Origin of the sequence: Rhodophyticola porphyridii (assembly GCF_003688285.1) — a bacterium.
In the GTDB taxonomy this organism is placed as follows: Bacteria; Pseudomonadota; Alphaproteobacteria; order Rhodobacterales; family Rhodobacteraceae; genus Rhodophyticola; species Rhodophyticola porphyridii.
The window spans coordinates 228,182-239,618 of record NZ_RCNT01000005.1 but is presented as its reverse complement, the minus strand read 5'-3'; the positions used below and the strand labels follow the sequence as shown (position 1 = coordinate 239,618).

Below are 11,437 nucleotides of genomic sequence, written 5' to 3'. Positions count from 1 at the left end.
CAAGTGGCGTTAGGTCGGGGCGGTGATAGCAGAGGTCGGGCGAAGTGCAAGCGGGCCTGCGTCGGTGGCGGTGCCGATTTGGTGGCGAAAAATACGTGCGCGACCGGGAAAACCCCGGAAACGGTTGCAAAACCGGCCCGGATAAGATTCGCTAGGTATGAGGGTCCGGAATACGGCGACAGGCCCGCCGGACGAGGTGAAAAACGGCCCCCGTCCAAAGGGGGCGCCAGAGACCGGGGGCATCGGCAGAGTATGAGCGAGACCGCAGATATGGACCAGATTGCCGCATTGGAGGGGCGTCTTGCCGCCGCGCTTGACCGGATTGCCGCGGGCGTGACCGCCTTGCAGAGCCAGACCGGTGCCGCCGAAGATATGGACGCCGCCGCAGCCGCGCTGGAGGCCGCCGAGGCGCGCGCGACCGAACTTGCCGCCCGTCTGGCCGAGGCCGAGGGGGCAGGGGGCGAGGCGCTGGCCGAAACCCAGGCCGCGCTGGCCGCAGAACAGGCCGCCAATGCCGAGCTGACCGAGCAGGTTCGCGCGCTGGAGGCCTCCCGTCAGGCAAGCCGGGATGAACTGGCCCGCGCCGCCAGCGCCCATGATGGCCATCTCGACGAGATGAAGGCCGAACTGGAACAGGCGCGCGGCACCATCGAAGAGCTGCGTGGCAAGGTCGCGGAGGCGGATACCGCGTCTTCGGCTGACGCGGGCGATCCCGCCGACAAGGACCGGATCGCCCAGTTGGAAAACGAGGTCGAGATTCTGCGCCGCCGGGTCAAGCGGTTGCGCAGCGAAAGCCACGCCGCCATGGCCGCGCGCGACGAGGCGCAGGATGCGCTGGACGAGTTGCGCGCGTCGGATTCGGATGGCGCTGCAATGCCGGAGGCCGCACTGCGCGCCGAACTGCGCAAGTTGCGGCTGGCCAATGCGGAACTGGTCGCAACCAGCGAGGAGATGCGCCGGAACGCGGCAGCCGGCGACGCGGTGGATGCCGACCTGCTGAATGCGGCGCTGGCCGCCGAACTGCTCGCGCTCAAGGCGGAGCGCGCGGCGGATGCGGCCGAGATGCAGGATATCGTGGACGAGTTGACCCCCCTGGTAAGCGGAGACAAAGCCAATGCCTGAGCTGGATATCGAAATCGGCGGCCGCACATTTGCCGTTGCCTGTCAGGAAGGTGAAGAGCCGTTTCTGGAATCCGCCGCCCGCATGCTGGATACCGAGGCGGCGGTGGTTCTGGGCCAGATCGGCCGGATGCCGCCCGAGCGCATGTTGCTGATGGCGGGCCTCATGCTTGCCGACAAGACCGCCGGTCTGGAGGAGGATCTGGGCCGGATGCAGAGCGAGATTGAGGCGATGCAATCGGCCCTGACCGCGGCGCAGAACCGTCTGGACGACCGGGCGCGCCGGATCGCCGAACTGGAAGAGGCGGCGCCGCCCGCCGAGATTGCCGTGATCCCGGCGCAGGTGACCGATGGTCTGGCGGAACTGGCCGCACGGGCCGAAGCAATGGCCGATACGCTCGACCGGGCGCGCGGATAGCTCCGCGCCGGTCTGCCGCGGATTGTGCCTATGGCTCATAGGTTTATTCGATTGACCCCTTCGGGTTGACCCTGCGCAGCGGCATTCATCTCACAGATGGCTTGGCCTATTCTTTGCCCCGCCGGGCGTGTCCCGTCGAGTTTCAAAGGGGTGAAAATGAAGCGGGTCGTGCTGCGGGTGTTCCTTGGGCTGGGGCTGATTCTGATCATGGCCGGGACCGGGGGCTACATCTTGCTGCGCAACAGCCCGGCCTGGGACGGTCTCATGCTGTTTTCCGAAGGCACGCGAGTTGAGAATTTCCGCAATCTCGACGCCTTGTTCCCGTCCGATCCGGTCCGGCGCGGCACGACGGTCTGGGCGTTGGGGGAAGCGCCCCACAGCCTGCCGGACGGCTATGGGTTCGAGGGCGAAAACCGGGACCTGGCCGCATTCCTGGACAGAACCGAGACGACAGGACTGCTTGTCCTGCATCAGGGGCGGATCGCCCACGAGGACTACCGGCTCGGGGCGGACGAGACCTCGCTTTTCACGTCATGGTCGGTCGCGAAATCAATGCTGTCGGCCCTGATCGGTATCGCGCTGGAGGAAGGGTATATCACGTCCATCGACGATCCGGTCGCGGATTACGTAAGCGCGCTGGACGGGTCGGCATATGGCGCGGTTCCGATCCGGCATGTGCTGACCATGTCATCGGGCATAGGGTTCGACGAGAACTATGACAACCCGTTGTCGGATGTGTACCGCATCTTCATGAGCTTTTCCACGGGCACACCGCTGGCCGAGGTTCTGGCCGGATACGAGGCGGAGCGGGAGCCCGGCATCTATAACAACTATATCAGCAGCGACAGTCTGGTGCTCGGTCTCGTGCTGGAAAGCGCGACCGGTATCGGACTTGCGGAATATGCGCAAACCCGGCTCTGGGCCCCCATGGGGGCGGAGGCCGATGCCACCTGGAGCCACAGCGTCTCCGGCGAAACGATCGCGATGTGCTGCTTCAACGCCACGCTGCGGGACTATGGCCGGTTCGGCCATCTCTATCTGCAGAACGGGGCTCGGGATGACGTGCAGATCGTGCCGCAGGACTGGATCGAGGCCAGCATCACCCCTGAGGCGCCGCATCTGCAACCGGGTGACAACCCGGCCTCGTTCTGGCGCTTCGGCTACGGGTATCACTGGTGGATCCCCGAAGATCCGCAGGGCGATTACCTCGCCATCGGCATTTGGGGGCAATACATCTATATCGACCCGTCACGCGAGATCGTGATCGTGAAGAAAAGCGCCGACGCGGGGTTCGATACCCGCGATCATGAAACCGTCGCGGCGTTTCGCGCTATCGCCCGGCATGTCGCGGGGGGCTGACGCCGACGCTCAGGCTCCGAGCAGAACCGGGAGCAGGCGCGCGGCCTCGTCGCGGGGGGAAGTGAGGGCGTCCCTGTCCTCACCGGGATAGAACCGCGCCCGGATTGCGGTGGGCATCGGCTCGGGCCTGAGCAGGTGGATCTCCGGGCCGGATTTCGCGGTTTCGGCCTGCCAGCTTTCCACCAGCGCACGCTGCGCCGCCTTAGACATGCCATAGCCGCCCGCGAATTTCCGATCCCAGTCGCTGTCGAAGAAGACCGCCTTGGGGGCCGGGCTGGGCGCGATCAACGGATCGACCAGCGCGATCAGCCGGGCCAGCGCGCGGATATTGGTGGCGATCAGCCGGTCCAGATCCTTGGCCGTCAGATGCGGCGTGGGGGTCAGCGCCGTCGCGTGAAAGGCGCTGTGGACCCAGATATCGGCATGCCCCCACCGGTCATGTATCGACCGGCAAAGATGCGCCATCGCCCCCTCATCGGTCACATCCATGGGGGCAAGCGTGGCCTTTCCGCCCGCGGCCTGGATGCGGTCATCCAGTTCCTCCAGCGCGCCCGTCGTGCGGGCCACAGCCACCACATGCGCACCCCGTGCCGCCAGCCATTCGGCGCTGGCCGCGCCGATCCCGCGGGAAGCGCCGGTCACCAGCGCGATCTGTCCGTCCAGTATCTTTTCCATGGCCGCCAAATGCCGCGTCTGGCGCCGCTTGGCAAGGGGTGCAGCCTGCGGCGGATTGCTTGACTTTGCCGCGCCTGCATCAGACAACATCCCCCGACACGGACATTATTCAAGGAGAGGCCGATGAGCCGCGAAATGACCCTGAGCCAAGCCGCCTTCGGAACCGATGGTCTGCTGCGCAAGACGCTGATGGTGGTGTTCGGCACCTTGTTGATCGCGCTTGCCGCAAAGGTCAGCGTTCCGCTCTGGCCGTCGCCGATCAGCCTGCAGACCCTGGCCATTCTGACTGTCGGCTTCGCCTTCGGCTCGCGCATGGGTGCGGTGACGCTGCTGGTCTATCTGGCGCAGGGCTGGGCCGGTCTGCCGGTCTTCACGCCCACCACCGCACTCGGGCCGCTGGCCTTCGTCGGCCCGACCGCGGGCTTCCTCGTGGGCTTTGTCGGGATGGCCTGGCTGGCCGGCCTGGCGGCGGAACGCGGGTTGGCCAAGGGCTTCCTCGGCACCGCGCTTGCGGGCGTGGTGATCTCGGCGCTGCTCTATATCCCCGGTGCGATCTGGCCGATGGCCGTGGCGGGTGCGCTCGGCGTTGAGGCCGGCTGGGTCGGTCTGGACGCCTCGGCGGTCTGGGCCGGTTTCGTAGCGCCCTTCCTGATCGGCGATGCGATCAAGGCGGTGCTCGCGGCTCTGATCGTCACCGGCGCCTGGACGGTGCTGCGCAAGCGCGGCTGAGAGCCTTCCGGGCCTCCGTTGGCCCCTTGCCACATTCAAAGCGCCGTCTCCGTCCGCGGGGGCGGTGTTTTGTGTTGCAGGGGCGCCCGAACCGCGGCCAGGACCGTCGGCGCAGAAGAAAGCTGGACTTGCGTGGCGTGGCGTCGCAGGCTGCCTGCGGTGGCGGGCACAATCGCCCGCCCGGGTCGAAAGCGGTTTGCCGATGCACCTTGTTCAGCTGATCTATTCCTCGCGCCCCTTCGGCTATGATCAGGCCACGCTGAACGGCATTCTCGTCACCGCTCGCGGGCGCAATTCCGCGGCCGGGGTGACCGGCGCGCTGATCTGTCGGGCGGATCTCTATCTCCAGCTTCTCGAAGGGCCCGAACCGGCGGTTGCGGAGATCTATAAAAGCATCATCCGCGACGACCGCCATCTGGATGTGACCCTGCGCAGCGACGGCCCGGTGACCGAGCGGCTTTTCGGGGAATGGGATATGCTGGACGACCCGGCGCGGGGCTGGATGTGGGACCGGGACGCGGTGGCCGATGGTGTGCTGGACCACGCGTCCGCACAGGATTTCGTGTCCGTGTTTCGCCGGTTGCGCCGGGAGATCCCGGCAGGTTGAGCGCGGTTTCTACTCGGCCGGTTCCTGCTGTCGAAACTCGAAGCCCTTGGCTTCCATATCCGTGGGGCGCACAGGGTAGTCGCCCGAAAAACAGGCATCACAATATTGCGGCGATCTGGCGTCACGACCCTTGGGCTCGCCCACGGCGCGGTAGAGGCCGTCAAGCGAGATGAAGCGCAGGCTGTCCACCTGCAGATGCGCGCGCATCTCCTCCTCCGACATCGTCGAGGCCAGAAGCTTTTCGCGTTCGGGTGTGTCGACGCCGTAAAAGCAGGGCCATGCGGTCGGCGGGGAGGCGATGCGGAAATGCACCTCCGCCGCGCCGGCATCCAGGATCATTTCCTTGATCTTGCGGGAGGTCGTGCCGCGCACCACGCTGTCATCCACAAGGATCACGCGCTTGCCGCGGATCAGTGCCCGGTTCACGTTCAGCTTCAGGCGCACGCCCATATTGCGGATCTGTTCGGTCGGCTCGATGAAGGTGCGGCCCATATACTGGTTGCGGATGATGCCCATCGCATAGGGAATGCCGCTTTCCTGGCTGAAGCCGATGGCTGCGGGCGTGCCGCTATCGGGGACGGGGCAGACCAGATCGGCATCCACCGGCGCCTCCCGGGCCAGTTCCACCCCGATCTGACGGCGGGTTTCATAGACCGACTGGCCGCCCAGAATGCTGTCGGGCCGGGAGAAATACACATGCTCGAAGATACAACTGCGGGGCTTGCGCGGCTCGAAGGGCATGTAGCTTTCGATGCCGTCGCCATTGATCACCACCATCTCGCCGGGCTCGACCTCGCGCACGAACTCTGCGCCGATGATGTCCAGCGCGCAGGTTTCCGAGCTGAGCACCCAGGCCCCGTCACCGATCCGGCCCAGAACCAGCGGCCGTACGCCAAGCGCATCGCGTACGCCGATCAGCTTGGTGCGGGTCATCGCGACGATGGAAAACGCGCCTTCGACCCGCCTGAGCGCGTCCTTCATCCGCTCGGGGATGTTCTTCTGATAGCTGCGCGCCATCAGGTGAATGATGCATTCGCTGTCCGACGAAGACTGGAAGATCGAGCCGCGCCCGATCAGCTCCCGCCGGAGTTCTTCGGCGTTCACGATATTGCCGTTATGGGCGATGGCCGCGCCGCCCATGGCGAACTCCCCGAAGAAGGGCTGCACGTCACGGATCGCGGTATTGCCCTTGGAGCCGGTGGTGGAATAGCGCACATGGCCGATGGCCAGTGGGCCGGGCAGGGTCTCCATTACCTTGTGGGATGTGAAATTGTCCCGCACATAGCCGAAGCGCCGGGCGGAATTGAACCCGTGATCGGGGTGGTGGGCGACGATCCCGCCCGCCTCCTGCCCGCGATGCTGAAGTGCGTGCAGGCCGAGGGCCACGAAATTGGCCGCATCGGTCACACCGATCACACCGAAGACGCCGCATTCCTCATGCAGTTTGTCATCATCGGAGAACGGGTCGAAAGGATGGGCGGGAAACCGGTCGTCAGCGCCAGTCGGGTGGCTCATTCAGTCGCTCCTGTGGCAGCAGGTCAGGGCCGAATCCGGGGTCAGATTTCAGGTTGTATGTAGGGCGTCGGACAGGGGCTGTCACGCGCCGCTTCATCAAGCTGTCACAATTGTTGCGGCGATGCCCTAGTTGCCGGTCGTTTCGGGGGCCGCCGGTTCGTCGGTTGCGGACTCGGTGGAGTTGATCAGCTCTTCATACCGGTCGAGAATCCAGGCCGGTGCGTTGCTGGGGATCTGCGCCTCGATCCGGTCCTGAAGCTGGCCGAAGATCTGGGCGGTGCGGCTGTCATCGACCATCGGCACCGCCTGATCGCCCGACACCCGGTCATAGACGATCAGCGCCACCACGGTCAGCAGAATGCCCCGCGCGACCCCGAAGAGAAAGCCCAGACCGGCATCGAGCCCCCCCAACACCGAGCGTTGCACGGCGCTGGCAAAGAGCGGCGTGAAGATCGAGACGATGACCAGCGCGATGGCAAAGACACCGGCGAAGGCGACGATGATCCCAAGTTCGTTGCTGCCGCCGATGAAAGTGCCCAGATAGGGGATCTCGTCCACCAGCGGAAAGGCGGTGGGGGCGAAGATGAAGGCCACGACCGCCGCGATGATCCAGCCGACGATGGCCATGACCTCGCGCACGAAGCCCCGGGAATAGGCCAGAATCGCGGAAATCACGATGACCCCGGCGACGACGCCGTCGATGATGGTGAAGCCGTCCATGGCTGCCCTCGTTTCTTTCTGCGCCCCTGCTGTTGGCGCCGTCCTTGCCCCGGCGCGCCTAGGCTGCGCCGAAGATATCCCCCACGAACCGGGTCAGATCGGCCATGGCTTTCAGTTCCATACCCGCGCCATCGCCGGTTTTGCACCCCTCGGGCGCGATAGCCTGTGAAAAACCAAGTTTCCGGGCCTCTTTCAACCTGTTTTCCGCCTGCGACACGGGGCGAAGCGCGCCGGAAAGGCTCAATTCCCCGAATACCACGCAGTTCGGCGGAATCGCGGCATCCTCCCGCGCGGACAAAAGCGCCGCCGCCACGGCCAGATCGGCGGCCGGTTCCGAGATGCGCATGCCGCCCGCGATATTCAGGTACACATCCAGCCCCTGGAAGGAGATACCGACGCGCGCCTCCAGCACCGCAAGGATCATCGACAGCCGCCCGCTGTCCCATCCCACCACCGCGCGACGCGGCTGACTGAGCGACGAGGGCGCCACAAGGGCCTGGATTTCCACAAGCACGGGGCGCGTGCCCTCGATGCCCGCAAAGACGACCGACCCCGGCGCGGGCGTGTCCCTGTCCGACAGGAACAGCGCTGAAGGGTTCGGCACTTCGGCCAGCCCCGCACCGGTCATTTCGAACACCCCGATCTCGTCGGCGGGGCCGAACCGGTTCTTGACGCTGCGCAGGATGCGGAACTGATGGCCGCGTTCGCCCTCGAAATAGAGGACCGTGTCGACCATGTGTTCCACCACCCGCGGCCCCGCGATCTGGCCGTCCTTGGTGACATGGCCCACCAGCATCACCGCGACGCCGCGTTTCTTGGCGAATGTCACCAGTTCATGGGCCGCAGCGCGCACCTGCGACACGCTGCCGGGCGCGCTTTCGACCGTATCGAGCCACATGGTCTGGACCGAGTCGATGATCGCGAGATCGGGGCGTTCGGCATCCAGCGTGGTCAGGATATCGCGCAGGTTGGTTTCGGCGGCAAGCTTGACCGAGGCATCCGCCAGCCCCAACCGCTGTGCCCGCATGCGAACCTGCGCCGTCGCCTCTTCTCCGGAGACATAGATGACCTTCAGGCCCATGCGCGCGAAGCTGGCTGCAGCCTGCAGCAAAAGCGTGGATTTGCCGATGCCCGGATCGCCGCCAACCAGACAGGCCGACGCCGCGACAAGCCCGCCGCCAAGCACCCTGTCCAGCTCCGCCAGGCCGGAACTCTGGCGGGGCGGCGGCGTTTCCTCGCTCGTCAGATCGGTCAGGGCCATGGCGCGGCCCTTGACCGCGCCGAGCGATTTTCCGGGCCCGGCGCTCAACGGAGCTTCCTCGGCGATCGTATTCCACTCGCCGCAATTGTCGCACCGGCCCGACCATTTCTTGTGGATCGAGCCGCAAGCGGAGCAGATGAACTGGGTAACGGGTTTTGCCATGGCGGGTAGGTACCTTGCGGAATGCAGAAAGACCATGGCGCTGATTGCGCCTGCTGTCAGGCGGCAACACGCGCAAGATGCGGGTTTTCTTCAGGGGAAAAATATTGACTTGATGAGTCGACAGGCGGTATTCCGCCTATAGTGGAATGGTAAAACAAGCGCGGAATTGCGCAATACAGGCATAAGGCTCCCCGTATGAATTTCGTTCGGTTTTCAACGGCTCTGGCCGCAAGCACCCTGCTGTCTTCGGCGGTGTTCGCGCAGGAAAGCTTCACACATGTGTCAACGATAGATGCAACGGGTACGCAGAGGCTCTCCCCTTCTCAACCTTACAGCACGGTTCAGGTAACCATTACCGATGTATCCGTCTTCTCCATACGCCGCGACCTTCAGACCGTCGTCAACGGGTGCTGCGGAGATGAGCACTACGGAACCCTTGTTTACTTCCATACCGGATCGGCGCCTTTTCCGGGTAATGCGACCAGCACCTCGGCTCTTTCCGGGATCGATGGGTATGCCGGACAGTCCACTTTGTTCCAAGGCAGCACGACCAATGGGCCTTCGGGCCTGTCTAACGGTCAATACACGATTTTGTTCATGCCGGATCATCTGGACACTTTTAGTGAAGTGTTCACGATTACCAAAACGTTTACCGGTGCCGTTCTGGGCTGGGGTCCTTCAATCAACGAACAGTTTGCGCAACTTGTCGGGGCCGCCGGCGCCTTGAGCCGCAGATCCTCCGCCTCTTCTTTCGCCGTGGCCCGGTCATCCGCCGAGGACAGTTTTGTCGCCCGGGGCCGGGCGCTGAGCTATGAACTCGCCCCTGCCGAAGATGGCACCCCACAGGTTGTTGCGGTCTCGTCGCGGTCTCCCGATCTGGTCGGCAATGTATACACATGGTTCGAATTCACCGGATATGAGGCCTCTGGCCGGTCCGACAGCCGGGACTATTCCGGTCGGGGGCTGCAATTCGGCGCCGATATCGCATTGTCGCCGAACTGGATCGTTGGCGTTTCCCTGGGCGCAGCCGATCTGAATGCCTCGGCAAACGGATTTGCGCAGGACGGCACGTTCCGGTTCATTCAGCCCTATGCAAGCTATCGGAACGGATCGTGGTCGGCCGATATCAGTCTCGTCTATGGTCAGAGCGATTACGACCAGGTCGATGCCGGCGGTGCGGGCAGCGCCGAAAGCGACACCGTTGCGGTGAGTGTAGCGCTCGCCCGTGACATCGCATTCGGCGATCGGACCCTGACGCCGTCGATCACGGTTTTGACCGGTCAGGAAGAGATCACCGGAACGGGTGGGACACTGGCCGCTGCCGGGACGGAAGATATCGACTATACGGAAATCTCGCTCGGCGCGCGCTACAGTTTCCCCACGGCGTTCGGTGGGGCCTATCTCGGCCTTTACGGGGACCATTTGTCGACCGATGCGACGACGGCGTTGGCCTCGGGAAGTTTCGATGAAGAGGGCTGGTCGGGCCGTGTGGAACTGGGGGCCGATTTTGATCTGTCGGATCGCAGCCGTCTGGCCGCCGGTGTTGCCGTGGGCGGTCTTGGGTCCGATCTTCGCACGATGTCTGGCAATCTGCGCTTCGAGATGCGCATCTAGGTTACCCTGGCTGAAGCAAGACGCTTGTCGCTCACCACGCTGATCGCCAGCGAGGTGAGTACACAGGCCGTGAACAGCCAGAGCCCCCATGCGGTTTCGATGCGCCCGACGCTGACGCCCCTGGCCAGAACGATGTAAAGCGCGATCAGGAAGATATCCGCCATCGCCAGCTTGCCGAGCGTCGTGGTGACGCGCAGTGCACGACCGGGCAACCGGCCCAGATGGATCAGCGCGATGGCAATCGTCTTGGCCATGGGCGCGATCAGGGCGAAGATCGTGACCAGAACGGCCAGCAGCTTCTCATCCTCCCAAAGTGCCGCGATGCCCGACAGGACAGAGATTTCCTCCAGCCCGAAGAGCGGCAGCACGCCCGCCCGCATCAGCGGCGCGGTCCAGGAGATGGGGAACAGGATCAGCAGCGCCAGATTGGCGACTTGAAGCGCACGCATGGAGGGGCCTTTTTGTAACGGGTTCTCTGACGCAGATGACCCGATGCGCTCGGCCAGACAAGTCTCCGTCGAAAGATCCTGTTTGGGATATCGCCCCGATCGGTATAATGTTCACTATATGTTCTTATATCGTCCTTGCCCCGGGAAAAGCTTCTTGGCGGCCGGCCCGCGGACCGGTGCAGGACTATTGGCGGAGAAGATAGATGCAGACGCGTGACGGGACGCCCGGTGGACCTTCGATGACCTTCGACATCCGACCCGCCGACTGGGCCGGGTTTACCAGCGTGATGGGTGAAAAGGGCGGTTGCGGCGGATGCTGGTGCATGTTGTGGCGGCAATCCAGGGCGGAGATGGAGACGGGCATGGGCGCGGGCAACCGGGCTGCGATGAAGGCGCTGTTCACAGATGGTCAGGCGCCGGGTCTGATCGCCTATCATGACAGTCTGGCCGTGGGCTGGATGCAGGTCGCCCCACGCACGGAATTCACCCGGCTTGCGCGGTCGCGGGTGCTGCGACCGGTGGATGACAGACCGGTCTGGAGCGTGTCATGCTTTCTGATCGACAAGCGGTTTCGGCGCATGGGCCTGTCGGTGCAGTTGCTGCGCGCGGCTTGCGGCTTCGCGCGGGACAGCGGCGCGGATATGCTGGAAGGATATCCGGTCGATACGCCGAAACGGACCTATCCGCCGGTTTATGCCTGGACAGGATTTGCGGGCAGCTTCCGGCGTGCGGGCTTTGTCGAGGTCGCCCGCCGGTCGGACACGCGGCCGATCATGCGCAAGGAATTGATTTAGAGAGATTTTATAGGG

12 protein-coding genes are annotated in these 11,437 nt (G+C 64.4%); 7 read left to right on the top strand and 5 right to left on the bottom strand.

All coding sequences use genetic code 11. The features are described from left to right. Positions 1-252 precede the first annotated feature (252 nt). The 3 genes from D9R08_RS11605 (at position 253) to D9R08_RS11595 (ending at position 2,896) form a co-directional block, all read left to right on the top strand. Positions 253-1,122, top strand: a complete 870-nt coding sequence (locus D9R08_RS11605; RefSeq protein WP_147450665.1) for a coiled-coil domain-containing protein — start codon at positions 253-255, stop codon at positions 1,120-1,122. Continuing rightward, a complete protein-coding gene (locus D9R08_RS11600) occupies positions 1,115-1,537 on the top strand; it encodes a cell division protein ZapA (protein WP_121898202.1) in 423 nt (140 codons plus the stop codon). The genes D9R08_RS11605 and D9R08_RS11600 overlap by 8 nt, the downstream gene beginning before the upstream one ends. Before the next feature lie 156 nt (positions 1,538-1,693). Next, complete coding sequence (locus D9R08_RS11595) at positions 1,694-2,896, top strand: serine hydrolase domain-containing protein (protein WP_158598988.1); 1,203 nt, start codon at positions 1,694-1,696, stop codon at positions 2,894-2,896. 9 nt (positions 2,897-2,905) lie between these two features. On the opposite strand, the gene D9R08_RS11590 is transcribed toward D9R08_RS11595, so the two are convergent. Further along, a complete protein-coding gene (locus D9R08_RS11590; protein ID WP_199709334.1) occupies positions 2,906-3,571 on the bottom strand; it encodes an SDR family NAD(P)-dependent oxidoreductase in 666 nt (221 codons plus the stop codon). Positions 3,572-3,694: 123 nt separating this feature from the next. On the opposite strand from D9R08_RS11590, the gene D9R08_RS11585 reads away from it, so the two are divergent. Together D9R08_RS11585 and D9R08_RS11580 are read left to right on the top strand one after the other, a co-directional pair. Continuing rightward, positions 3,695-4,300, top strand: a complete 606-nt coding sequence (locus D9R08_RS11585; protein ID WP_121898200.1) for a biotin transporter BioY — start codon at positions 3,695-3,697, stop codon at positions 4,298-4,300. A gap of 202 nt (positions 4,301-4,502) precedes the next feature. Then, a complete protein-coding gene (locus tag D9R08_RS11580) occupies positions 4,503-4,907 on the top strand; it encodes a BLUF domain-containing protein (RefSeq protein ID WP_121898199.1) in 405 nt (134 codons plus the stop codon). Positions 4,908-4,916: 9 nt separating this feature from the next. Here D9R08_RS11580 and purF read toward each other — a convergent pair whose 3' ends face one another. The 3 genes from purF to radA form a co-directional block, all read right to left on the bottom strand. After that, positions 4,917-6,422, bottom strand: a complete 1,506-nt coding sequence (gene purF, locus D9R08_RS11575) for an amidophosphoribosyltransferase (RefSeq protein WP_121898198.1) — start codon at positions 6,420-6,422, stop codon at positions 4,917-4,919. A 126-nt stretch (positions 6,423-6,548) separates the two neighbouring features. Continuing rightward, positions 6,549-7,142 carry a CvpA family protein gene (locus tag D9R08_RS11570; RefSeq protein WP_121898197.1) on the bottom strand — a complete coding sequence of 198 codons (594 nt, stop codon included), beginning with the start codon at positions 7,140-7,142 and terminating at the stop codon, positions 6,549-6,551. Positions 7,143-7,200: 58 nt separating this feature from the next. Then, the gene (radA, locus tag D9R08_RS11565) at positions 7,201-8,565 is read right to left on the bottom strand and encodes a DNA repair protein RadA (protein ID WP_121898196.1); all 1,365 of its coding nucleotides are present in this window, start codon (positions 8,563-8,565) and stop codon (positions 7,201-7,203) included. Positions 8,566-9,162: 597 nt separating this feature from the next. On the opposite strand from radA, the gene D9R08_RS11560 reads away from it, so the two are divergent. Then, the gene (locus D9R08_RS11560; protein WP_158598987.1) at positions 9,163-10,179 is read left to right on the top strand and encodes an autotransporter outer membrane beta-barrel domain-containing protein; all 1,017 of its coding nucleotides are present in this window, start codon (positions 9,163-9,165) and stop codon (positions 10,177-10,179) included. Here the strand turns inward: D9R08_RS11560 and D9R08_RS11555 are convergent. Beyond that, positions 10,176-10,628, bottom strand: coding sequence for a paraquat-inducible protein A (locus D9R08_RS11555; protein ID WP_121898194.1), 453 nt, complete (start codon positions 10,626-10,628; stop codon positions 10,176-10,178). The genes D9R08_RS11560 and D9R08_RS11555 overlap by 4 nt on opposite strands. Before the next feature lie 203 nt (positions 10,629-10,831). On the opposite strand from D9R08_RS11555, the gene D9R08_RS11550 reads away from it, so the two are divergent. Then, on the top strand, positions 10,832-11,422 hold the full coding sequence (locus D9R08_RS11550; RefSeq protein ID WP_233557427.1) for a GNAT family N-acetyltransferase: 591 nt from the start codon (positions 10,832-10,834) through the stop codon (positions 11,420-11,422). The last annotated feature ends 15 nt before the right edge of the window (positions 11,423-11,437 follow it).

What these genes read in the sequence shown, in the direction of transcription:
- D9R08_RS11605 (WP_147450665.1), top strand. Translation starts at nt 253, where the DNA reads ATGAGCGAGACCGCAGATATGGACCAGATTGCCGCATTGGAGGGGCGT.
- D9R08_RS11600 (WP_121898202.1), top strand. Translation starts at nt 1,115, where the DNA reads ATGCCTGAGCTGGATATCGAAATCGGCGGCCGCACATTTGCCGTTGCC.
- D9R08_RS11595 (WP_158598988.1), top strand. Translation starts at nt 1,694, where the DNA reads ATGAAGCGGGTCGTGCTGCGGGTGTTCCTTGGGCTGGGGCTGATTCTG.
- D9R08_RS11590 (WP_199709334.1), bottom strand. Translation starts at nt 3,571, where the DNA reads ATGGAAAAGATACTGGACGGACAGATCGCGCTGGTGACCGGCGCTTCC.
- D9R08_RS11585 (WP_121898200.1), top strand. Translation starts at nt 3,695, where the DNA reads ATGAGCCGCGAAATGACCCTGAGCCAAGCCGCCTTCGGAACCGATGGT.
- D9R08_RS11580 (WP_121898199.1), top strand. Translation starts at nt 4,503, where the DNA reads ATGCACCTTGTTCAGCTGATCTATTCCTCGCGCCCCTTCGGCTATGAT.
- purF (WP_121898198.1), bottom strand. Translation starts at nt 6,422, where the DNA reads ATGAGCCACCCGACTGGCGCTGACGACCGGTTTCCCGCCCATCCTTTC.
- D9R08_RS11570 (WP_121898197.1), bottom strand. Translation starts at nt 7,142, where the DNA reads ATGGACGGCTTCACCATCATCGACGGCGTCGTCGCCGGGGTCATCGTG.
- radA (WP_121898196.1), bottom strand. Translation starts at nt 8,565, where the DNA reads ATGGCAAAACCCGTTACCCAGTTCATCTGCTCCGCTTGCGGCTCGATC.
- D9R08_RS11560 (WP_158598987.1), top strand. Translation starts at nt 9,163, where the DNA reads ATGCCGGATCATCTGGACACTTTTAGTGAAGTGTTCACGATTACCAAA.
- D9R08_RS11555 (WP_121898194.1), bottom strand. Translation starts at nt 10,628, where the DNA reads ATGCGTGCGCTTCAAGTCGCCAATCTGGCGCTGCTGATCCTGTTCCCC.
- D9R08_RS11550 (WP_233557427.1), top strand. Translation starts at nt 10,832, where the DNA reads ATGCAGACGCGTGACGGGACGCCCGGTGGACCTTCGATGACCTTCGAC.